The 20,802-nt window shown below is 71.4% G+C and carries 19 protein-coding genes and 1 pseudogene; 11 read left to right on the plus strand and 9 right to left on the minus strand.

Features of this window, described 5'->3' with window-relative positions; translation table 11 throughout:
• The first annotated feature begins 273 nt into the window (after positions 1-273).
• The 8 genes from QQM72_RS33085 (at position 274) to QQM72_RS33120 (ending at position 6,777) form a co-directional block, all read left to right on the plus strand.
• Positions 274-1,050 carry an amino acid ABC transporter ATP-binding protein gene (locus QQM72_RS33085; protein WP_054243698.1) on the plus strand — a complete coding sequence of 259 codons (777 nt, stop codon included), beginning with the start codon at positions 274-276 and terminating at the stop codon, positions 1,048-1,050.
• Between the two features lie 62 nt (positions 1,051-1,112).
• Positions 1,113-1,970, plus strand: a complete 858-nt coding sequence (locus QQM72_RS33090) for a glutamate ABC transporter substrate-binding protein (RefSeq protein ID WP_314224514.1) — start codon at positions 1,113-1,115, stop codon at positions 1,968-1,970.
• Between the two features lie 114 nt (positions 1,971-2,084).
• On the plus strand, positions 2,085-2,750 hold the full coding sequence (locus QQM72_RS33095; RefSeq protein WP_314224515.1) for an amino acid ABC transporter permease: 666 nt from the start codon (positions 2,085-2,087) through the stop codon (positions 2,748-2,750).
• Complete coding sequence (locus tag QQM72_RS33100) at positions 2,747-3,649, plus strand: amino acid ABC transporter permease (RefSeq protein WP_314224516.1); 903 nt, start codon at positions 2,747-2,749, stop codon at positions 3,647-3,649. The genes QQM72_RS33095 and QQM72_RS33100 overlap by 4 nt, the downstream gene beginning before the upstream one ends.
• A 175-nt stretch (positions 3,650-3,824) precedes the next feature.
• On the plus strand, positions 3,825-5,447 hold the full coding sequence (locus QQM72_RS33105; protein ID WP_314224517.1) for an FAD-dependent monooxygenase: 1,623 nt from the start codon (positions 3,825-3,827) through the stop codon (positions 5,445-5,447).
• Between the two features lie 206 nt (positions 5,448-5,653).
• Positions 5,654-5,725, plus strand: a complete 72-nt coding sequence (locus QQM72_RS33110; RefSeq protein ID WP_314224548.1) for a putative leader peptide — start codon at positions 5,654-5,656, stop codon at positions 5,723-5,725.
• Positions 5,726-5,821: 96 nt separating this feature from the next.
• The gene (locus tag QQM72_RS33115) at positions 5,822-6,352 is read left to right on the plus strand and encodes a cupin domain-containing protein (protein ID WP_314224518.1); all 531 of its coding nucleotides are present in this window, start codon (positions 5,822-5,824) and stop codon (positions 6,350-6,352) included.
• Positions 6,349-6,777: a rhodanese-like domain-containing protein gene (locus tag QQM72_RS33120; RefSeq protein ID WP_314224519.1), complete on the plus strand. Its 429-nt coding sequence runs from the start codon at positions 6,349-6,351 to the stop codon at positions 6,775-6,777. Before QQM72_RS33115 ends, QQM72_RS33120 begins: the two co-directional genes overlap by 4 nt.
• Positions 6,778-6,798: 21 nt before the next feature.
• Here the strand turns inward: QQM72_RS33120 and QQM72_RS33125 are convergent, their stop codons facing one another.
• The 4 genes from QQM72_RS33125 to recA all read right to left on the minus strand — a co-directional run bounded on the left by QQM72_RS33125 (position 6,799) and on the right by recA (position 10,341).
• A complete protein-coding gene (locus QQM72_RS33125) occupies positions 6,799-7,776 on the minus strand; it encodes a sugar ABC transporter substrate-binding protein (protein WP_314224520.1) in 978 nt (325 codons plus the stop codon).
• A gap of 368 nt (positions 7,777-8,144) precedes the next feature.
• Complete coding sequence (locus QQM72_RS40985) at positions 8,145-8,285, minus strand: hypothetical protein (protein ID WP_399079545.1); 141 nt, start codon at positions 8,283-8,285, stop codon at positions 8,145-8,147.
• A gap of 139 nt (positions 8,286-8,424) precedes the next feature.
• Positions 8,425-9,207 (minus strand): recombination regulator RecX, encoded by a 783-nt coding sequence (gene recX / locus QQM72_RS33135; RefSeq protein WP_314224521.1) that lies wholly within the window; start codon positions 9,205-9,207, stop codon positions 8,425-8,427.
• 3 nt (positions 9,208-9,210) lie between these two features.
• Complete coding sequence (recA, locus tag QQM72_RS33140) at positions 9,211-10,341, minus strand: recombinase RecA (protein WP_314224522.1); 1,131 nt, start codon at positions 10,339-10,341, stop codon at positions 9,211-9,213.
• Between the two features lie 355 nt (positions 10,342-10,696).
• On the opposite strand from recA, the gene QQM72_RS33145 reads away from it, so the two are divergent.
• Positions 10,697-11,554, plus strand: coding sequence for a hypothetical protein (locus QQM72_RS33145; protein WP_314224523.1), 858 nt, complete (start codon positions 10,697-10,699; stop codon positions 11,552-11,554).
• 13 nt (positions 11,555-11,567) lie between these two features.
• Here QQM72_RS33145 and QQM72_RS33150 read toward each other — a convergent pair whose 3' ends face one another.
• Both QQM72_RS33150 and QQM72_RS33155 read right to left on the minus strand, forming a co-directional pair.
• Positions 11,568-12,827, minus strand: coding sequence for an AI-2E family transporter (locus QQM72_RS33150; protein ID WP_314224524.1), 1,260 nt, complete (start codon positions 12,825-12,827; stop codon positions 11,568-11,570).
• Positions 12,828-12,887: 60 nt separating this feature from the next.
• A complete protein-coding gene (locus tag QQM72_RS33155; protein WP_314224525.1) occupies positions 12,888-13,082 on the minus strand; it encodes a DUF3046 domain-containing protein in 195 nt (64 codons plus the stop codon).
• A 79-nt stretch (positions 13,083-13,161) separates the two neighbouring features.
• On the opposite strand from QQM72_RS33155, the gene QQM72_RS33160 reads away from it, so the two are divergent.
• The gene (locus tag QQM72_RS33160; RefSeq protein WP_314224526.1) at positions 13,162-14,106 is read left to right on the plus strand and encodes a hypothetical protein; all 945 of its coding nucleotides are present in this window, start codon (positions 13,162-13,164) and stop codon (positions 14,104-14,106) included.
• Between the two features lie 54 nt (positions 14,107-14,160).
• On the opposite strand, the gene QQM72_RS33165 is transcribed toward QQM72_RS33160, so the two are convergent.
• From QQM72_RS33165 to QQM72_RS33175, 3 genes and pseudogenes are all read right to left on the minus strand, one after another.
• Positions 14,161-14,469, minus strand: a complete 309-nt coding sequence (locus tag QQM72_RS33165; protein ID WP_314224527.1) for an AzlD domain-containing protein — start codon at positions 14,467-14,469, stop codon at positions 14,161-14,163.
• Positions 14,466-15,221, minus strand: a complete 756-nt coding sequence (locus tag QQM72_RS33170) for an AzlC family ABC transporter permease (RefSeq protein WP_314224528.1) — start codon at positions 15,219-15,221, stop codon at positions 14,466-14,468. Before QQM72_RS33170 ends, QQM72_RS33165 begins: the two co-directional genes overlap by 4 nt.
• Positions 15,122-15,574: pseudogene (locus QQM72_RS33175) on the minus strand (helix-turn-helix domain-containing protein); the annotation flags it as partial. The pseudogene QQM72_RS33175 and the gene QQM72_RS33170, both read right to left, overlap by 100 nt.
• 233 nt (positions 15,575-15,807) lie before the next feature.
• Here QQM72_RS33175 and QQM72_RS33180 point away from each other — a divergent pair.
• On the plus strand, positions 15,808-20,799 hold the full coding sequence (locus QQM72_RS33180) for an ATP-dependent helicase (protein WP_314224529.1): 4,992 nt from the start codon (positions 15,808-15,810) through the stop codon (positions 20,797-20,799).
• The last annotated feature ends 3 nt before the right edge of the window (positions 20,800-20,802 follow it).

Below are 20,802 nucleotides of genomic sequence, written 5' to 3' on the forward strand. Positions count from 1 at the left end.
TAAAACAGGCGTTCGGTTCTCCGGTCGGGAAAACGCGGGCACACGCGTGTGTGCATCATGGCAGTCACGCTGATGGACGAGGACGCCGTCAAGAGGGTTCCGGTTGCACCGGGTCACCGTTATCCGCCCGATACGCCCGCAGGTCACAAGTGCTACGACACGTGTCCGATTGCTATCGGATCGTGATGCTCAGATTCCCCTCAGATGTAATGACGCTGGTCGCGGCAGGTCACTACTGTCCTCCGAAACCGAGGAGGACGGAGCACCAGAGCGATGACCGAAGTATCGGTGACCAAGGAAGACGCGGTCGCGAGCGGAGAACTGGTCGTCCTGAGGAGCGTCAACAAGCACTTCGGCGCGTTGCACGTTCTCCAGGACATCGACCTCACGATCGACCGCGGCGAGGTCGTCGTGGTCATCGGACCCTCCGGGTCCGGCAAGTCGACCCTGTGCCGCACCATCAACCGCCTGGAGACGATCGACGAGGGCGCGATCACCATCGACGGGAAGCCGCTGCCCCAGGAGGGCAAGGCACTGGCCCGCTTGCGCGCCGACGTCGGCATGGTGTTCCAGTCGTTCAACCTGTTCGCGCACAAGACCGTGCTCGAGAACGTGATGCTCGGCCAGATCAAGGTCCGCAAGACCGACAAGAAGAAGGCCGAGGAGAAGGCGCGCGCCCTCCTCGACCGGGTCGGTGTGGCCACCCAAGCCGACAAGTACCCCGCACAGCTCTCCGGCGGCCAGCAGCAGCGCGTCGCCATCGCACGGGCGCTGGCGATGGACCCGAAGGTCATGCTCTTCGACGAGCCGACGTCGGCTCTGGACCCCGAGATGATCAACGAGGTCCTCGAAGTCATGCAGCAGCTGGCCCGGGACGGCATGACGATGATCGTCGTCACCCACGAGATGGGTTTCGCACGATCGGCTGCAAACCGCGTGGTGTTCATGGCGGACGGACGCATCGTCGAAGAGGCTGCGCCCGACCAGTTCTTCAGCAATCCGCGCAGCGACCGTGCCAAGGACTTCCTGTCGAAGATCCTGCACCACTGACCTGCATCTGACGGAACCCGCACCGCACGCAGTACTTCACCACTCTTCTAAGGAAGTTCCTCATGAAGCTTCGCAAGGTCACCGCCGCCTCCGCCGCAGCCCTCGTCCTCGCCCTGACCGCGACCGCCTGCGGTGGCGACGACAACAAGGACGACAGCGGCAGCAGCTCCAGCGGCGGCAGCGGCAAGATCAAGGTCGGCATCAAGTTCGACCAGCCCGGCCTCGGCCTGAAGAAGCCCGACGGGTCCTTCGCCGGCTTCGACGTGGACGTCGCCACCTACGTCGCCAAGCAGCTCGGCTACGAGCCGGACCAGATCGAGTTCGTCGAGACCAAGAGCGCCGACCGCGAGAACGCCCTCGCGCGTGGTGACGTGAAGTTCATCGCGGCCACCTACTCGATCAACGACGAGCGCAAGCAGAAGGTCGACTTCGCCGGCCCGTACCTGCTGGCCCACCAGGACCTGCTGGTCAAGTCGGACTCAGACATCTCCAAGGCTACGGACCTCAACGGCAAGAAGCTGTGTTCCGTGACTGGTTCGACCTCGGCACAGAACGTGCAGAAGTCGATCGCCCCGAAGGCGAACCTGAAGGAGTACGGCACCTACTCCGAGTGCATCGCCGCTCTGCAGAACGGCGCCGTGAACGCGGTGACCACCGACGACTCGATCCTCGCCGGCTTCGCGTCCCAGGAGCAGTACAAGGGCAAGTTCAAGCTCGCGGGTCTGAAGCTCAGCAACGAGAACTACGGCGTCGGCGTCAAGAAGGGCGACACCGCGACCGTCGACAAGATCAACAAGGCGCTGGAGCAGATGGTCAGCGACGGCTCGTGGGACAAGGCAGTCAAGGACAACTTCGGCCCGGCCAACTACAAGAACGAGCAGGCCCCGAAGATCGGCGTCATCGTTCCGAACGCCTCGTAAACCACACGGCTCAGCCAAGCGGGGTATTTCGCGGTGCGCCGCCGTCCGTCGCGATCACGGCGGCGGCGCGCCCCGCCCTCCTCATACGCCACCCACCCGGAAGCGCGGGAGATCGTGTTCGACTTTCTTGAAGGTTACGACGTCCTAGGGGCGTTCTGGATGACGGTGAAACTCACCGCCCTCTCCGCCGTTGGCTCCCTGATCTGGGGCACCCTGTTGGCCGCCATGCGGGTCAGCCCCGTCCCGCTGCTGCGCGGGTTCGGCACCGCCTACGTCAACATCGTCCGGAACATTCCCCTGACGGTCATCATCCTCTTCTGCTCGCTCGGCCTGGCCGACGTCTTCGGTGTCACCCTGGGCTCCGACGACTTCAAGATCCAGGGCTTCCGGCTGGCTGTCCTCGGTCTCATCGCCTACACCGCGGCCTTCGTGTGCGAGGCGCTGCGCTCCGGCATCAACACAGTGCCGCTCGGACAGGCGGAAGCGGCCCGCGCGATCGGCCTCAACTTCAGCCAGACCCTGCGGCTCATCGTGCTGCCCCAGGCGTTCCGCTCGGTCATCGGTCCGCTGGCCAACGTCCTGATCGCGCTGACCAAGAACACCACGGTGGCGGCCGCCATCGGCGTCGCCGAGGCCGCCTACCTGATGAAGACGATGATCGAGAACGAGGCGCAGACGCTGCTCATCGGCGCGGTCTTCGCGTTCGGCTTCGTGGTACTGACCCTGCCGACCGGCCTCATTCTGGGCTGGCTCGGCAAGCGACTGGCGGTGAAGCGATGAGTTCGGTCCTCTATGACACTCCCGGCCCCCGTGCCAAGCGGCGCAACGTCCTGTTCTCGGTGGTCTTCGCCGTACTGCTCGTCCTGCTCCTGTGGTGGGTGTGGCAGAAGATGGACGACAAGGACCTGTTCACGTCCGCTCAGTGGAAGCCGTTCACCGAGTCCCAGGCCTGGACGACGTATCTGCTGCCCGGCCTCGCCAACACGCTGAAAGCCGCGGCGCTCGCCATGGTGATCGCCCTTCCGCTGGGCGCCGTCTTCGGCATCGCCCGCCTCTCCGACCACCGCTGGGTGCGCGGCGCGGCCGGCACGGTGGTGGAGTTCTTCCGGGCCATCCCGGTGCTGCTGCTGATGCTGTTCGCCAACGAGTTCTACGCCCGCTCCACGGACGTCAGCAGCGACGACCGTCCGCTCTACGCCGTGGTCACCGGTCTGGTGCTCTACAACGCGGCCGTCCTCGCCGAGATCGTCAAGGCGGGCATCCTGTCGCTGCCCAAGGGCCAGACGGAGGCCGCGTACGCCATCGGTCTGCGCAAGGGTCAGACGATGAGCAGCATCCTGCTGCCGCAGGCGGTCACCGCGATGCTCCCGGCCATCGTCAGCCAGCTGGTGGTCATCGTGAAGGACACCGCACTGGGCGGGGTCATGATCGGGTTCACCGAACTGCTCAACTCGCGCGGCACCCTGGCGGCCAACTACGCCAACCAGATTCCGAGCTTCATCGTCGTCGCGATCATGTTCATCGTGCTGAACTTCATCCTCACCAGCTTCGCGAGCTGGCTGGAGCGCTACCTGCGGCGCAGCAAGCGCAGCACGGGCGCGGTCCTCGGCGTCGACAAGGTGGACGACCTGAACGCGGCCGAGGTCGGCGGCGGCTTCGGAAGCGGCGCGTCCGCCTGACGCCCGCTCAAGTGGTGTGACCTGTACGGAGGCAGTGGCGTGCGCGCCGCTGCCTCCGTCACTTGACGCAAGCAGCGGCAATGGGTTGCATACGTTCTGTGATCGTGCACCCTGCTCCTACCTCTTGTTCCCTTACGTCCCTGAGGACACCGTCGCGGGCAGGGGGCGGCACGCCGTGGACCCGGTGATCATCGTCGGAGCGGGGCCGGTGGGGCTCACGCTCGCCCTGGCGCTGGCGCGCCAGCAGGTGCCGTCCGTGGTCCTCGACGAGGGCCCCGGCAAGGACGAACCACGGCTCGCGCGCACCGTCGTCCTGCGCGAGGACACCGCCGCCCTGATCGAGCGGCTCACCGGAACGTCCCTCGACGCGGCCGGGCTGCGCTGGGCCGGATGGCGGTCGATGCGGCGCAAGCAGGTGACACGCGAGGTCAGGTTCGACGACGCGACGGATCCCGCTCCCCTGCACATCGCCCAGCATGTGCTGACGGGCGTCCTGCGCGCCGCCCTCGTGAGCCGGCGGCTGGTGAAGATCGTCGTGGACAGCCGCCTGGACGGCATCGAGCAGGAACCTTCCGGTGTCACGGCTCACACGCGCGGCCCCCAGGGCACCTGGTGGCGCGGCAGCCATCTGGTCGGCTGTGACGGCCCGCGCTCCACCGTCCGCAAACTCCTCGACATCCGCTTTCCCGGCCGTACCGCGGTGGAACGACACGCCGTGGCCGCGCTGCGCACGGAACTTCCGTGGCCCGACGAGGCGTTGCTCCATCGGACACCGCCGTGGCGGGTGTCCGGCCCCTCCGCCGGGGAAATCACCGGACGCCCGCTGCCGGACGGCGTCTGGCGCCTGGACTGGCTGCTGCCGCCCGGCAAGGACCTCGTCACGCCCGAGCTGCTGGTGGCTCGCGTCCGCGAGACCCTCGCGGGCTGGAGCGGCGGTTCCACACCCGCCTACGAGCTGCTCGACACCGGTGTCCACACCGTGCACCACCGGCTGGCCCGCCGCTGGCGCGTGGGGCGGGTCTTCGTCGCCGGGGACGCCGCGCATCTGCTCGGCGCGTTCGGCACCCAGGGCCTCGACGAGGGTTTGCGGGACGCCGACAACCTGGCCTGGAAGTTGGCCCTGGCCTGGCATCACGGGGCGCACGAGGCGCTGCTCGACAGCTACCAGGCGGAGCGGCGCGCGGCCGTCGCCGCCCGGCTGCGCGCCGCCGACCAGGCACTCCCGGTGCTGCGCGGCGGCACGGGGATAAGGGCGTACGTCCCCGGTACGGCCCGCGGTCACGACGTGCTGCTCACCGACGGTCACCTGGGCCGCGGTCCGCTGGGCGCGCCGGGCGCCTACGACGGCTCTCCGCTCGCGCCCCGGCATCTGGAGGCGGAGGTGCCGGTGGACACGCCTCCCGGCGCGCCGGTCGAGGACGTGCGCGTGACCGCGGAGGACGGCTCGTTCGTACGGCTGCGGGACCGGCTGGGGCGCGGGGCCCTGCTCGTCCTGCTGATCGCGCCGGGCACCGGCGTGTGGGAGCGCAGGCACTGGGTGGGCGCCGGGATCATGCCCCGGCTCGCCGCCGCGGTGACGGCCCTGCCGAGCCCGGCCGAGCTGCTGGTGGCCGAGAGCTATCCGGGCGCGGCCGCGCACACCGTTCTGCTGATCCGGCCCGACGGCCATCTGGTCACCGCGCTCGACGGAGTACGCGCGGCCGACCTGTACGCGGCGGCGGAGGCGACGGTGGGCGGGCCCACGGGGGCACACGAGACGTCCGACGCGGGGGCCACGGCGGGCTCCGCGGCCAAGTGACGGTACGGGCCCGCCCGGCGCACGCCGGCACGAGAAGCCGGACTACGACCGGACGACGACCGGGCGAGAACCGGAGCCGAAAGCCGGAAGAGAGCCGAACGAAAATCGCACGATCGCACCGACTGTGACTGTGCGGTCCACATCGTGACAGTGAGTTGACCGGGGTGCACCGGCGTGGTGTACTCCGGATCGTGACCGACACCGATGTGCGCCTGTGGCGGAGGGTCCATATGGACCTCGTCCGCTATGCGGGCTGCGTGTGTCGCTCGTCCTGCTGAATTCGCACCCCCTGTCCCACCGGCGCGTGCCGCCGATGCGCACCTCACCCGGTGCGCGGCCGCGCGCTCCCCGCGAACGTTCTCAGGACGGTCTCCATGTCTGTCTCCTCCCCCGTGCCCAGCACCGCCGTCGCCGCACCCACGCAGGCGGACCTCCTCGACTTCGTCCGGCGTACGGCCGCCGACGCCGAGCTGATCGCCTCGCTCCCGCTCGACCCCGAGGGCCGCACCTGGGTGCGGCTTGAGGGCCCCGGCGGCAGCGAGGCCTGGCTGATCGGCTGGCCGCCCGGCACCGGCACCGGCTGGCACGACCACGCCGACTCGGTCGGCGCCTTCCTGACCGCGCAGGGTGAGCTGAAGGAGTACTCGCTCGCCGCGCGGCTGCCCACCGACGGCTGGAAGACCCTGGAGCTGGCGGACGACGTGGACCGGGAACGCACACTGCCCGCCGGCCGGGGCCGCTCCTTCGGACGGCACCACGTCCACGAGGTCCTCAACCGGTCCACCGAGGAACACGCCGTCTCCGTCCACGCCTACTACCCCCCGCTGCCGCGCATCCGCCGCTACAGCCGTACGGGACACGTGCTGCGGCTGGAGCAGGTCGAGCGCCCGGAGGACTGGCAGTGAGCGGCCCGGCCATACCTCAGGAGCGGCGACCGGGCGGCGAACGGCCGACGGGCGTGGACGAGCTGCTCGAGCGGGTGCGTGCGGGGTACGCGCGTGTGGAGGCGCGAGAGGCATACGAGGCCGCCCGCTTGGGTGAGGCACTGCTGATCGACATCCGGTACGCGGCCCTGCGCGAGCGGGACGGTCTGATCCCCGGTGCCCTGGTCGTCGAGCGCAACGAGCTGGAGTGGCGCCTCGACCCCCAGGGCAGCCATCGCCTCCCCGAGGCCACGAGTCATGAGGTGCGGGCGGTGGTGATCTGCAACGAGGGCTACGCGTCGAGCCTGGCCGCCGCTTCCCTGCACCAGCTGGGGCTGCACCGGGCCACCGACCTCGTCGGGGGTTTCCAGGCGTGGCGGGCGGCGGGGCTCCCCGTGACGTCGTAGCGGGGCTGCGGCTCGCCGGGCTCAGTCCTGTGGCGGGCAGTACAACGGGGCCGTGTCCGCGTTGTCCCGGGTGACCAGGCGAATGGGCGTCTTGTCGATCCTGTCGGCCCTGCGGTCCTTGCGGAGCAGGGAGACGACGTTCTGCACCGCCAGCTCGCCGGTGTCCGCGGCCGAGTTGGAGACGGTGGCGGCGAGGCTGCCGGCCTTGAGCGCGGCCAGTGCCTCGTCGGTGCCGTTCACCGTCACGATCCTGACGTCCTCGGCCCCGGCCGCGTCGAAGGCCTTGCGGGCGGCGAACGCCATCTCCTCGTTGGCGACGAAGGCGTAGTCCAGACCGGGATTGTCCTTGATCATGGCCGCGGCGACCGTCCGCGCCTTGACGGGGTCGTACATGCCGGGTCGGCTCGCGACGACCTCGGCATTGTCCGGCAGCCTCTGGGTGAAGGCCGCGGTGAGCAGGTCGGAGGCGGCACCGGGGGCTCCCGCGATCACCGCGACGCTCACCTTGCGGCCGGCGGCGTCCCGCTCGACCCACTCGGCGTCCAGCTCCCCCACCTCCTTCAGATCGACTACCACGGCCCCCAGGAGGTCGGAGGTGTCGCCGGGGGCGACCGAGGTGAGGAAGATCGGCACCCCGGCCGCCTTCGCCTCTGCGATGTCCCCCTTGAGGGCGTCGACGTCGACGGTCTGCACTATCAGCGCGTCCACCTTGCGGGCGATCATGGCCTCGATGTTGGAGACCTCCGTATCGCCGTCCTGGCGCGAGTTGGCCGTGAAGAGATGGACGCCGTTGTTGCGGGCCGTCCGCTCGACGGACTCCTGGAGGCACGTATGGAACTCGGTGGTACCGCCGTTGACGAAGCCCAGCGTGATCCTGCCCGTGACCGCGTCCGCGGGTGCCGTGGCCTGCGACGGCCACACTCCACACCCGGTGAGCAGCAGACCGGCGCCGAGGACCGACACGACGAGCGGTCTTCGGGAGCGGGTGGGCACGGGCATGGCGGGGCCGCCTTTCGGTGGGTGCGGGAGACAACCCCTGCAAGAGCGACGGGGGTTCACGGGCGGCAGCAGACGGTACCGGCAGGCCGGGCGAGCTCACCCCTCCGGGAGCGCAAGGTAATCCTGCGCTCCCCGGGGGTCTCGGAGATCACGCCTCCCGGCAGGGGGAACGGGGGATCACTCACTCCTGCGCCGTCGCCACCGTCACCGCGCGCACCCTCAGCGCCACGCGTCCCGGCACAGCGGTGGCGACCGGCGCGAGAAGCCCGGCGCCCCGGCGACCACCGTGGCGGTTCCGAAACCGACACCCCTGGCATGGACGGCTGTGACAGTGAGCGTGGCGGGGGTGGCGTCGCCGAGCGTGAGCTTCAGGGTGCTTTCGACGCCAGATGGAGCTGGTCCGCGGTCAGTTCACTGACGGCGACGCTGTGCTCGGTGAGCCCGTCGAGGGAGCCGGCGGTGGCATCCGGGTCCCGGGTGCGGCTGACGGCGGCCGCTTGCGTACACACTCGCCTGTGCACACTCGCCCGTACACACTCGCCTGTGCACACTCGCCCGTACACAGATTGCCTGTGCCTGCGGTGGTCCGGCGTCCTCAGCGGGGTTGCCACCACCCACTGCCGGCGATACCGCGTTCAGAACCCGCGTTCAGAACCCCTCGCCGTCCAGGAACTCCGTGTCCTGGCCCTCCTCCTCGAGCGCCTGCCGGACCACCCGCAGGGCCACGCCCTCGGGATAGCCCTTGCGCGCGAGCATGCCGGCGAGGCGGCGCAGCCTCTTGTCGCGGTCGAGGCCTCGGGTCGAGCGCAGCTTGCGGGCGACGAGCTCGCGAGCCGTCTCCTCTTCCTGTTCGGAGTCGAGCCGGCCGACGGCCTCCTCGATCAGCTCCGAGTCGACTCCCTTGGTCCGCAGCTCCCGGGCGAGCGCCCGGCGGGCCAGCCCCCGGCCGTGGTGCCGGGACTCCACCCAGGCGTCCGCGAAGGCACCGTCGTTGATCAGCCCGACCTCCTCGAACCGCGAGAGCACCTCCTCCGCCACGTCGTCCGGGATCTCCCGTTTGCGCAGGGCGTCGGCGAGTTGCTTCCGGGTGCGCGGGGTCCCGGTGAGCAGGCGCAGGCAGATCGCCCGTGCCCGCTCAGCCGGGTCCCCTGAAGACGCCTGCTGCTCGGCCCTCGACGAGGAGGAGGCGCCTTCGTCCTCGGCGGACGGTTCTCCGAAGCCGCGTCGACGGCGCCCACCGCGTGGACCTCCGTCGCCGCGCCGCGCCCGACCGCCACGGGGCCTGTCGTCGCGGGCCGCCCCCTCACCGCGGTGCGAACCGCCCTCCGGCCGGTCGTCGCCGGCCTGGACGGGGCCGTCGTCGGCCCCGCCCACCGCCCCCCGGGGGGTGTCGGGGTGGACGTACTCGGCCCAGTCCGTTCGTCGCGTCACGGATCAGCTCTTGGCAGCCGCGGCCTTGGTCTTGGCCGTCTTGGCCGCGGCAGCCGGAACGGCCTTGGCGGCGTCGTCCGCGGGCGTGCCCGCGGTAGCCGCGGCGACAGCCGCAGGCTCCGCGGCGGGCTCCTCCGCACGCACGCCGACGCCCAGCTTCTCCTTGATCTTCCTCTCGATCTCGTTGGCGAGGTCGGGGTTGTCCTTCAGGAAGTTACGGGCGTTCTCCTTGCCCTGTCCCAGCTGGTCGCCCTCGTACGTGTACCAGGCGCCGGCCTTGCGGACGAAGCCGTTCTCCACGCCCATGTCGATCAGGCCGCCCTCGCGGCTGATGCCCTGCCCGTAGAGGATGTCGAACTCGGCCTGCTTGAAGGGGGGCGCGACCTTGTTCTTGACGACCTTGACGCGGGTGCGGTTGCCCACCGCGTCCGTACCGTCCTTCAGGGTCTCGATGCGTCGGATGTCGAGGCGCACCGAAGCGTAGAACTTCAGCGCCCGGCCACCGGTCGTGGTCTCCGGGGAGCCGAACATCACGCCGATCTTCTCGCGGAGCTGGTTGATGAAGATCGCGGTGGTCTTGGACTGGTTGAGCGCGCTGGTGATCTTCCGCAGTGCCTGGCTCATCAGACGGGCCTGGAGACCGACGTGGCTGTCGCCCATCTCGCCCTCGATCTCGGCGCGCGGGACGAGCGCGGCGACGGAGTCGATGACGATGAGGTCGAGGGCGCCGGAACGGACCAGCATGTCCACGATCTCGAGGGCCTGCTCACCGTTGTCCGGCTGCGAGAGGATCAGGTTGTCGATGTCGACGCCGAGCTTCTTCGCGTACTCGGGGTCGAGGGCGTGCTCCGCGTCCACGAAGGCGACCTGTCCGCCGGCCTTCTGCGCGTTCGCCACGGCGTGCAGCGTCAGCGTCGTCTTACCGGAGGACTCCGGGCCGTACACCTCCACCACGCGGCCTCGCGGCAGCCCGCCGACCCCGAGGGCGACGTCGAGTGCGGTCGACCCGGTGGGGATGACCTCGATGGGCTCGTTCGGTCGCTCGCCGAGACGCATCACGGCGCCCTTGCCGAACTGCCGTTCAATCTGTGCGAGTGCGGCATCCAGTGCCTTCTCGCGGTCGGTTCCTGCCATGGGTTCCACCCGGTTTGCTTGAGTCGATCGCTTCACGTCAAAGACGCTAACGCCTGCCACTGACAATGCGCCCCGACGCCGGTCCGGCCTGTGGATAACTCGGGTTCTGTTCCGTCCAAACCCGGACGGAACACCCGACCAGAGTCTCACCGGAGCCTTAATAAGAATGGATGTTCGATTTCCGTGTCAAGCGCACCACGCGGCACTTCCGAGGCTACGTTCACACTCCGGCACCACCCCCGATCCCTCTCACGCGGGCCTCCGTCCCACACGCTCCCGGCTGCTTCCCCGGGCGTACGGCGGGTGTCTTCGGCAGGACGACGACGGCGTACGACATGACCGGCACGCTCGGTGCATGGACCAGCAGAAGACCGGGCACGCCCGCCGCGCAGCGGAATCCGGGCCCCCGCGCCCGCGCCCGCGCCCGCGCCCACTGGACGGCCAGGACCACCCGTACGTCCGGTACCCCCGATGCCGCCGATACACCCGATACCGCTTCTACGAGGCGACGGCGCTGTTGCTGATCCTCTCCGGGCTCGTCCACCTCGTGGTGTTCGCCGTCGACGGCGGCCCCTGGAACGGCCCCGTCTCCTGGCGCAAGCCGGTGACCTTCGGGCTCTCCTTCGGGGTGACGCTCCTCGCGGTCGTCCGGGTCACTTCGTATGTGCGGGTCGGACCACGGCTGCGCGCCGCGCTGCTCGGGGTGTTCGCCGCCGACTGCGTCGTGGAGGTCGCGGGCATCACCCTCCAGGCGTGGCGCGGAGTGCCCTCGCACCTGGACATGGAGACGCCCTTCGACACGGCCGTGTCCATGATGCTGGCGGTCGGCGGCGGGGTCCTCGTCCTGCTGCTCGCCGGGTTCGCCGCGGTGTCCTTCCGGCACCGGCCCACGGGCCCGGCCGGGATGGCGCTCGCGGTGCGCTCCGGTTTCGCGATCCTGCTCGTCGCGCTCGTCTCGGGGGCGGCGATGATCGCGCGCGGTGTCGTGCTGACCCGCACCGGACACCAGGAGGCGGCGTACCACTCGACGGCCGCGCTCAAGCCCCTGCACGGGGTGAGCCTGCACGCCGTACTGGTGCTGCCCGCGCTGGCCTGGCTGCTGTCCCGCACGCCCTGGAGCGAGGCCGTGCGCAGGCGGATCGTGGCCGCGGCCGTGGGTTGTTACGCGGCCGCGGTCGCCGCGGCCGGAGTCTGGGCGGTCCTCGGGTACTGACCGCCGCTCTTCCTCAGCCGGACGCGTCCCGCGACCCGTCCTGCCGGTGCCGCACCCGACCCCACAGCCGCCGCGCGCGCGTGAGCGGGCCCGGCCCCTCCCCGCGTCCCCGGTGTCCATGGACGCGGGGGTCGTCCGTGACGTCGTAGCGCTTCACATAGGCGCCCAGGAACGCCTGGAGCGTCGCGACGGCCGGGATGGCGACCAGCGCGCCGACGGCGCCGAGGAGGGCGGTGCCCGCGATGACGGAGCCGAAGGCGACGGCGGGGTGGATGTCGACGGTCTTCGAGGTCAGCTTGGGCTGAAGCACGTAGTTCTCGAACTGCTGGTAGACCACGACGAAGATGAGCACCCACAGCGCGTACAGGGGAGAGACCGTGAAGGCGATCAGCATGGGCAGGGCGCCCGCGAGATAGGTGCCGATGGTGGGGATGAACTGCGAGACCACACCCACCCAGACGGCGAGCACGGGCGCGTACGGGATGCCCAGCGCCTCGAGCAGTACGTAGTGCGCGACGCCGGAGATCAACGCCATCAGACCGCGTGAGTACAGATAGCCACCGGTCTTGTCGACGGCGATCTCCCACGCCCGCAGCACCTCGGCCTGCCGGGCCGGCGGCAGGACGGAACACAGTCCGCGGCGCAGGCGCGGCCCGTCGGCGGCGAAGTAGAACGAGAACAGGGCGATGGTCAGCAGCCGGAAGAGACCACCGAGGACCTGTGTGGAGACGTCAAGCACTCCGGCGGCACTGTTCTGCGCGTACTTCCTCAGCCAGTCGGAGTGGAGCAGACCCTCCTGGATGTCCACGCGCCTGAGCTCGGTGTGGAAGGTGGTGTTGATCCAGTTGATCACCGAGTCGAGGTACTCCGGGAAGCCCTCGATCATCTTGATGATCTGACCCGCGAGCATCGAGCCGAGCAGCGTGAAGAAGCCGGCGGCCACGATCAGCAGGCCGAAGAAGACCAGGAAGGTGGCCAGCCCCCTGCGCATCCCGCGGGCCGCCATCCGGCTCACCGCCGGCTCTATGGCGAGGGCCAGGAAGAACGCGATCAGGATGTTGAGCAGCAGACCGATGAGCTGGTGGAAGGCCCAGAGGCCCAGCTGGAACACACCGATGAGAGCGAGCGCGAGCAGCATGGCGCGCGGAAGCCAGCGCGGCATACGCGCTCCCTGCTCGGCGCCGCCGTCGGCCGGGGGCGGCCCGGAGGGCGGCGTCGCGCCGAGCGGGGATGTGTGCCGGGCGACCTGCCCGGTCTCGTCAGTGGGTGCCACGGACCAAGTCTCGCCTACGGCACCGACAATCGGAGAACCGCCTCCGATCTTCTTGTGGGATCAGCGCATCTCCTGGGGAACGTTCATCACCGTGCACACCACGCGCCACACGTCCTTGGCCTCCCAGCCGTCGGCCAGCGCCTCGTCCACCGTGCGTCCGCCGAGTTCCGCCATCACGTGATCGCGCGCGAACGTCTCCGCGTACCCCGCACCGAAGTGCTCGTCCATTCGCTGCCAGAAGACCGTCAACCGCATGACACCAGTATCCCGCGCGCGGGGGTGCCCCTCGCCGGGACCGCCTGCCGAGACCGCTTTGCGCCCTACGGTCTGACGCATGGCCGAATCCGGAGCATCCCCACTCCCCCGGACGCCCCCGGCGCGCTCCCCGCTCTTCCGCGCCGAGCACTTCGTCTGGCTCACCGCGCGCGTGCTGGAACAGCGGCTCTTCGCGCACGACTTCCTGCACGGCGCCGCCGACCCCGTCGAGACCGCCCTCGACGCCTACCGCAACGAGGACGGCGGATACGGCCACGCGCTGGAGCCCGATCTGCGCGGCCCCGTGAGCCAGCCCCTGCACACCGCCCGGGCACTGCGCGTCCTGGACTCCGTCGGGCGCCTCGGCGGCCGGCGCGTGGAGCGTGTGTGCCGCTATCTGACCTCGGTCTCCACCGGCGACGGCGCACTGCCGGCGATCCATCCCAGCCAGCGCGGGTACCCGGCGGCACCCTTCATTCCGATCGTGGACGACCCACCCGGCGAACTCCTGTCCACCGGACCGGTGGTGGGCCTGTTGCACCGCAACGACGTGTGGCACGCCTGGCTGTTCAGGGCCACGGACTTCTGCTGGCAGGCGATCGACTCCCTGGAGCGGTCCCATCCCTACGAGATCCAGGCCGCCGTGGCCTTCCTGGACTCCGCCACCGACCGCCCGCGCGCGGAGGCGGCCGCCGACCGGCTGGGCCGCCTGGTGCGCGCGCACCGGCTCGTCGCGCTGGACCCTGACCACCTGGACGCGTACCCGGTCGCACCCGGCTACGCCCCCGGCGAGCACCACTTCCCGTACGACTTCGCGCGGACACCGCACTCCCTCGCGCGGGCGTGGTTCACCGACGACGAGATCGCACGCTCCCTGGACCACCTCGCCGATGATCAGCAGCAGGACGGCGGCTGGCCCATCCGGTGGCGCCGCTGGGCACCCGGCACCGCCCTGGAGGCCCGCCCCATGGTGACGATCGACGCGCTGCGCACCCTCAGGGCCTACGGCCGCGCCATCGGCTGACCCGGCCCGTCCCGGCGGCGCCCGCCGATCCCCCGGTCCGGCCTTCCCTGTCCTTCACCCGCCCAGGGCCCGCACCCCCGCCGTCACCACCACGGCGGCGGCGACGACCAGCAGGAAGGGAGCCCGCAGTATGAGGGCGACGACGGCCGCGGCAAGCCCCGCGGCCCTCGCGTCCAGCACGAGCGCGCGCCCGTCCGCGAAGGTCTGCTGGGCGGTGAGGGCGGCGAGCAGGGCGACGGGAAGAAGGGCGGCGAACCGCCTGACAAGAGGCCGTTCGAGAAGGCCCGCGGGGACGAGCAGTCCGGCGAGCTTGACGACATAGCACCCGAGAGCTGTCGCGCCGATCGCGATCCAGGTGTTCAACGCACCTCCTCCCCCGTGTCCACCCGACCGGCAGTCCGACCGGCCCGGCGCCGGCCCTCGAGGTACAGGACGACCGGCGCGGCGAGCGCGGCCGTCAGCACGGGCACCCCGGCGGGCAGCACGGGCAGCAGGCCCAGCCCCAGGAGCACCGCGAGCCCGGCGACAGCCCGCTCGGCGGTGGTCTTCAGCATGGGCGCGAGCAGCGCGAGGAAGACGGCAGGACCAGCCGCGTCGAGCCCCCACGCGTCCGTGTCCCCGATGGCCTCTGCACCCAGGGCACCCAGCAGCGTGGTGAGGTTCCACAACGCGTACAGCGTCAGCCCGGTGACGCCGAAGCCGATCCGCGCGGCACGCTTCCCGGTCTGGGCGAGCGAGACCGCCGCCGTCTCGTCGATCACCCATTGGGCGGCGAACGGGCGCACCACACGCGGGAGCGCCAGCGACTGCGACAGACGCAGGCCGTAGAAGGCGTTGCGCACGCCCAGGAAAAAGGCGCCCGCGGCCGCCGTCAGGGGATTTCCGCCGGCCGCCAGCGCCCCGACGAGCGCGAACTGGGAGGCCCCCGTGAAGACGAGGAGACTGAGCGCGCAGGTCTGCCACACCGAGAGTCCACTGCCCGCCGAGGTCACCCCGAAGGCGAACCCGGAGAGTCCTACGGCGATCCCGACCCCGAGGGCGTCCCGTACGACGGCGGCGTCCGGCCGTCCCCCGCCGTCTGCGCGTATGTCCGTGAGAGCTGTCTGTTCTGCCACGACCACGAGGATAGGAGCAGCCCTTCGGACGGGTCTTGTACGTTCTTGCGCTCACGCTGGTACGCCCCTGGAGGGACTCCGACGATCCGGGCGAAGTGGCGGTTGAGGTGCGGCTGGTCGGTGAACCCCACCGCGACGGCCGCCTCCGCGGGGGAGGTCCCCTCGTCCAGCAGCCGCCGCGCCCGCCGCACACGGGCATCGGTCAGCCAGGCATAGGGCGGCAGCCCGTACGCGTCCCGGAAAGCCCGCAGCAGTGCGAACGAGCTGGTCCCCAGGCCCGCGGCAAGCTCCTCCAGCGTCGGCGGACCGGCCAGCCGCTCCTCCAGCACGCCACGCGCGCGTGCGGCGCCCTTTCGTCCCTCCGCCACTCCGCACCCCCGGCCCACCGCGCCCCGGCGCCGCCGGATCACAACGCCACCGGCTTACGGCACCCGGGCCGCCACACCCCCGCCACACCCTCGCCGCGCCCCGCCGCACCGCGAACGCCGACGGCCCCGGCACGGAGGACGCCGACAGCCTGGGCTGGGGGAACGCCGTATCTGCGCAGGTCAGAGCAATTGTCAGTGGCCGGGTGCAGGATGGACGCATGGTCAGCTCCGCACACCGAGCCCTCGACGGCTTCTCCCCCGCGACCCGCGGCTGGTTCACGGGGGCGTTCTCCGCGCCCACCGCGGCCCAGGCGGGTGCGTGGCAGGCCATCGGCGAGGGCGCGGACGTGCTGGTGGTGGCCCCGACCGGCTCCGGGAAGACCCTGGCCGCCTTCCTCGCCGCCCTGGACCAGCTCGCCTCGACACCTCCTCCCGCCGACCCGAAGAAGCGCTGCCGGGTCCTCTACGTCTCGCCGCTCAAGGCGCTCGCGGTCGACGTGGAGCGCAATCTGCGCAGTCCCCTGACCGGCATCCGTCAGGAGTCCGTGCGTCTCGGTCTGCCAGAGCCGGAGGTCAAGGTCGGCATCCGCTCCGGCGACACCCCGCCCGCCGAGCGCCGCGCGCTGTCCACCCGCCCCCCGGACATCCTGATCACGACCCCCGAGTCGCTGTTCCTGATGCTGACGTCGGCCACGCGCGACGCGCTGACGGGCATCGAGACGGTGATCCTGGACGAGGTGCACGCGGTGGCGGGCACGAAGCGCGGCGCACATCTGGCGCTCTCCCTGGAGCGGCTGGACGAACTGCTGCCGAAGCCGGCCCGCCGCATCGGCCTCTCTGCCACGGTCAGGCCGGTCGACGAGGTGGCGCGGTACCTCTCCCCGCAGCGCAAGGTGGAGATCGTCCAGCCGAAGTCCGGCAAGGAGTTCGACCTCTCGGTCGTCGTCCCGGTGGAGGACCTGGGGGAGCTGGGCGGCTCCCCGGTCGCCGAAGGCTCGGAAGGGGCGGAGCGCCCGTCGATCTGGCCGCATGTCGAGGAGCGGATCACCGACCTCGTCCAGGCCCACCGCTCCACCATCGTGTTCGCCAATTCCCGCCGTCTCGCCGAACGCCTGTGCAACCGGCTCAACGAGATCGCCTACGAGCGTGCCACCGGCGAGCCTCTGGGCGAGCACCACTCGCCCGCAGAGCTCATGGGTGGCTCCGGTGCGGCCCAGGGCGCCCCGCCCGTCATCGCGCGCGCCCACCACGGCTCGGTCTCGAAGGAGCAGCGCGCGCTCGTGGAGGAGGACCTCAAGGCGGGCCGGCTGCCCGCCGTCGTGGCGACCTCCAGCCTCGAGCTCGGCATCGACATGGGCGCGGTGGATCTCGTCGTCCAGGTCGAGTCCCCGCCGTCGGTGGCCTCGGGCCTCCAGCGCGTCGGCCGCGCGGGACACCAGGTGGGCGCGGTGTCCACCGGTGTGGTCTTCCCGAAGTACCGCGGTGACCTCGTCCAGGCGGCGGTGGTCACCGAGCGGATGCGCACCGGCTCGATCGAGTCCCTGAAGGTCCCCGCCAACCCCTTGGACGTCCTGGCGCAGCAACTCGTCGCCATGACCGCGCTGGACACCTGGCAGGTCGACGACCTGCTGACCACGGTCCGCCGTGCCGCCCCGTTCGCCTCACTCCCGGAATCCGCGTTCACCGCGGTCCTGGACATGCTGGCCGGCCGCTACCCGTCCGACGCGTTCGCCGAGCTGCGCCCGCGCGTGGTGTGGGACCGCGTCGCCGGCACGGTCACCGGCCGCCCCGGAGCCCAGCGTCTCGCCGTCACCTCCGGGGGCACGATCCCCGACCGCGGCCTGTTCGGCGTCTTCCTGGCGGGCGCCGACCCCAAGAAGGGCGGCGGCCGGGTCGGAGAGCTCGACGAGGAGATGGTGTACGAGTCGCGCGTGGGCGACGTCTTCACGCTCGGCACCAGCTCCTGGCGCATCGAGGACATCACCCGCGACCGCGTCCTGGTCTCCCCCGCTCCCGGCGTCCCGGGCCGCCTGCCGTTCTGGAAGGGCGACCAGCTGGGCCGCCCGCTGGAGCTCGGCCGCGCGGTGGGCGCGTTCCTGCGGGAGGTCGGCTCACTGCCCAAGGAGGACGCCCGGCTCCGGCTGCTCACCGCGGGCCTGGACGCCTGGGCGGCGGACAACGTGATCTCCTACCTGGACGAGCAGCGCCAGGCCTGCGGACACGTCCCGGACGACCGCACGATCGTCGTGGAGCGTTTCCGGGACGAACTGGGTGACTGGCGGGTCGTCGTCCACTCCCCCTTCGGGGCCCAGGTCCACGCCCCCTGGGCCCTCGCGCTGGGTGCCAAACTCTCCGAGCGCTACGGCATGGACGCCCAGGTCATGCACGCCGACGACGGCATCGTCCTGCGGCTGCCGGACGCCGACCTGATGAGCCTGGACCTGCTCGACCGGGAACCTTCGAAGGCGGGCACGGAATACGACGCCGAGCAGGCACCGGTCGGCGCGGCCGACGTCGTCTTCGACAAGGGCGAGGTCGATCAGGTCGTCACCGATCAGGTCGGCGGTTCGGCCCTGTTCGCGGCCCGCTTCCGCGAGTGCGCCGCCCGCGCGCTGCTGTTGCCGCGCCGCAACCCCGGCAAGCGCACCCCGCTGTGGCAGCAGCGCCAGCGCGCCGCCCAACTGCTCCAGGTGGCGAGCGAGTTCGGCTCGTTCCCGATCGTCCTGGAAGCGGTCCGCGAGTGCCTCCAGGACGTCTTCGACGTTCCCGGACTCGTGGAGCTGATGGGCGACCTGGAGGCCCGCAAGGTGCGCCTGGTCGAGGTCACCACTGCGGAACCGTCGCCCTTCGCCCGCTCCCTCCTCTTCGGTTACGTCGCCCAGTTCCTCTACGAGGGGGACTCCCCCCTCGCCGAGCGCCGTGCGGCCGCCCTCTCCCTGGACTCACGTCTGCTGGCCGAGCTGCTCGGCCAGGCGGAGCTGCGCGAACTGCTCGACGCCGAGGTCCTCACCGAACTGGAGCGGGAACTCCAGTGGCTCACCGAGGACCGCCGGGTGAAGGACGCCGAAGGCATCGCGGACCTCCTGCGCCTCCTCGGCCCGCTCACCGACGCCGAGCTGGCCGAGCGCGGCGCCGAGCCGCACTGGGCACAGGAACTGGCCGCCGCCCGCCGCGCCATCCGGGTCCGTGTCGCGGGCGCCGACCACTGGGCCGCGATCGAGGACGCGGGGCGGCTTCGCGACGCGCTCGGCACGGCGCTCCCGGTAGGTGTGCCGGAGGCCTTCACGGAGCCGGTCAAGGACCCGCTCGGCGACCTCCTCGCGCGGTACGCCCGCACCCACGGACCGTTCACCTCGGCAGGCGCGGCCGCCCGCTTCGGCCTCGGCGTGGCGGTGACCGAGGGCGCCCTCCAGCGGCACTCGGCCGGCGGGCGCGTCGTCCAGGGCGAGTTCCACCCGGCGGGGATCGGCCAGGAGTGGTGCGACGCGACGGTCCTGCGCAGGCTGCGCCGCCGCTCCCTGGCCGCCCTGCGGCACGAGCTGGAGCCGGTCCCGCCGCCCGCGCTCGCCCAGTTCCTGCCCCAGTGGCAGCACATCGGCAAGGGCCACTCCCTGCGCGGCACCGACGGACTGGTGCGCGCCGTCGAGCAGCTCCAGGGCGCTTCGGTGCCCGCCTCGGCCCTGGAGAAGCTCGTCCTGCCGTCCCGCGTGCGGGACTACACCCCCGCGATGCTCGACGAACTCACCGCGGCCGGAGAGGTGGTCTGGGCCGGAGCGGGCGCCCTCCCCGGCAAGGACGGCTGGATGTCCCTGTACCTGGCGGACGCGGCGCCCCTGCTCCTGCCGCCGTCCCACCCGCTGGAGCTGACGGCACTGCACCAGTCGGTCCTGGACGCCCTCTCCGGGGGCTACGGCCTGTTCTTCCGCCAGATCGCCGACCAGGTCCGCGCCACCACGCACCCCGAGGCCACCGACCCGCAGCTCGCCGACACCGTCTGGGACCTGGCCTGGTCCGGCCGGCTCACCAACGACACGCTCACCCCCCTGCGCGCCCTGCTGGGCTCGGGGCGCACGGCCGGCTCCACGGCCCACCGCGCCAAGCGCAGCGTCCCGCGCGGTCGCTACGGCTCGCTGACGGCCGCGGCCCGCCCCGCCTCCCGCGGCGGCCCTCCGACCGTCGGCGGCCGCTGGTCCCTCCTGCCGGCCCACGAGTCCGACCCGACGGTCCGCGCCCACGCCCTCGCCCGTACCCTCCTCGACCGGCACGGCGTGGTGACGCGGGGCGCGGTCGCGGCCGAGGGCGTCGAGGGCGGCTTCTCGGCGACCTACCGCATCCTGTCCGTCTTCGAGGAGAGCGGTCAGGCCCGTCGCGGGTACGTGGTCGAAGGCCTCGGCGCGGCGCAGTTCGCCATGGACGGGGCCGTGGACCGGCTGCGCGCGGTGGCCAACGCCCGCGACCGCGACGAGCCGCTGCCCGGCCCGAACCAGGCGCCAAGCCCCTCGGACGACTTCGCCTTCCCCGACTCCTTCCCGGCAGACACCTGGGATGTCCCCGGCCTCGACAGCCGTCCGCCCTCCCCCTTCGACGCCACGGCAGCCCCCGCTTCGCCGGACGAGTACCTCTCCCCCCGCGACCTCGCCTCCCCGGGCGCCGGAGGCCCGCGCGGGGGCAGCGGCTTCCCGAACGGCTCCGGCGGTCCGTACGACACAGGCGGGCAGCACGGCTCGTACCACTCGACCGGCTCTGGCTTCCCCGACCACCGCGACCCCCGGCGCGCCCAGAACCGCAACCGCTACGGCACCACCTCCGGCGTCTCCCGCGCCGTCGTCCTCGCCGCCGCCGACCCGGCGAACGCGTACGGCGCCGCCCTGGGCTGGCCCGAGCCACCGAGCGGCGCCGGGCACAAGCCTGGCCGTAAGGCCGGCTCCCTGGTGGTGCTCGTGGACGGCGAACTGACGCTCTACATGGAGCGCGGCGGCAAGACCCTGCTGGCCTGGCCGGCCACCCCGGGCGGCGAGGACACCCCCGCCGACGACCCACGGCTGCACGCCGCCGCGGAGGCCCTCGCGGAGGCCGCGCGCGCGGGCTCCCTCGGCACGGTCACGGTGGAGCGCGTCAACGGCGCCTCGGCTCTCACCTCTCCCATCGGCGCCGTCCTGGAAGGAGCGGGCTTCATCGCGACCCCTCGCGGTCTGCGACTGCGCGCGTGACGG

This window comes from Streptomyces zaehneri, from assembly GCF_032248645.1.
GTDB lineage: Bacteria > Actinomycetota > Actinomycetes > Streptomycetales > Streptomycetaceae > Streptomyces > Streptomyces coriariae.

What these genes read in the sequence shown, in the direction of transcription:
- QQM72_RS33145 (WP_314224523.1), top strand. Translation starts at nt 10,697, where the DNA reads ATGGACCAGCAGAAGACCGGGCACGCCCGCCGCGCAGCGGAATCCGGG.
- recA (WP_314224522.1), bottom strand. Translation starts at nt 10,341, where the DNA reads ATGGCAGGAACCGACCGCGAGAAGGCACTGGATGCCGCACTCGCACAG.
- QQM72_RS33100 (WP_314224516.1), top strand. Translation starts at nt 2,747, where the DNA reads ATGAGTTCGGTCCTCTATGACACTCCCGGCCCCCGTGCCAAGCGGCGC.
- QQM72_RS33125 (WP_314224520.1), bottom strand. Translation starts at nt 7,776, where the DNA reads ATGCCCGTGCCCACCCGCTCCCGAAGACCGCTCGTCGTGTCGGTCCTC.
- QQM72_RS33155 (WP_314224525.1), bottom strand. Translation starts at nt 13,082, where the DNA reads ATGCGGTTGACGGTCTTCTGGCAGCGAATGGACGAGCACTTCGGTGCG.
- QQM72_RS33115 (WP_314224518.1), top strand. Translation starts at nt 5,822, where the DNA reads ATGTCTGTCTCCTCCCCCGTGCCCAGCACCGCCGTCGCCGCACCCACG.
- QQM72_RS33160 (WP_314224526.1), top strand. Translation starts at nt 13,162, where the DNA reads ATGGCCGAATCCGGAGCATCCCCACTCCCCCGGACGCCCCCGGCGCGC.
- QQM72_RS33180 (WP_314224529.1), top strand. Translation starts at nt 15,808, where the DNA reads ATGGTCAGCTCCGCACACCGAGCCCTCGACGGCTTCTCCCCCGCGACC.
- QQM72_RS33085 (WP_054243698.1), top strand. Translation starts at nt 274, where the DNA reads ATGACCGAAGTATCGGTGACCAAGGAAGACGCGGTCGCGAGCGGAGAA.
- QQM72_RS33090 (WP_314224514.1), top strand. Translation starts at nt 1,113, where the DNA reads ATGAAGCTTCGCAAGGTCACCGCCGCCTCCGCCGCAGCCCTCGTCCTC.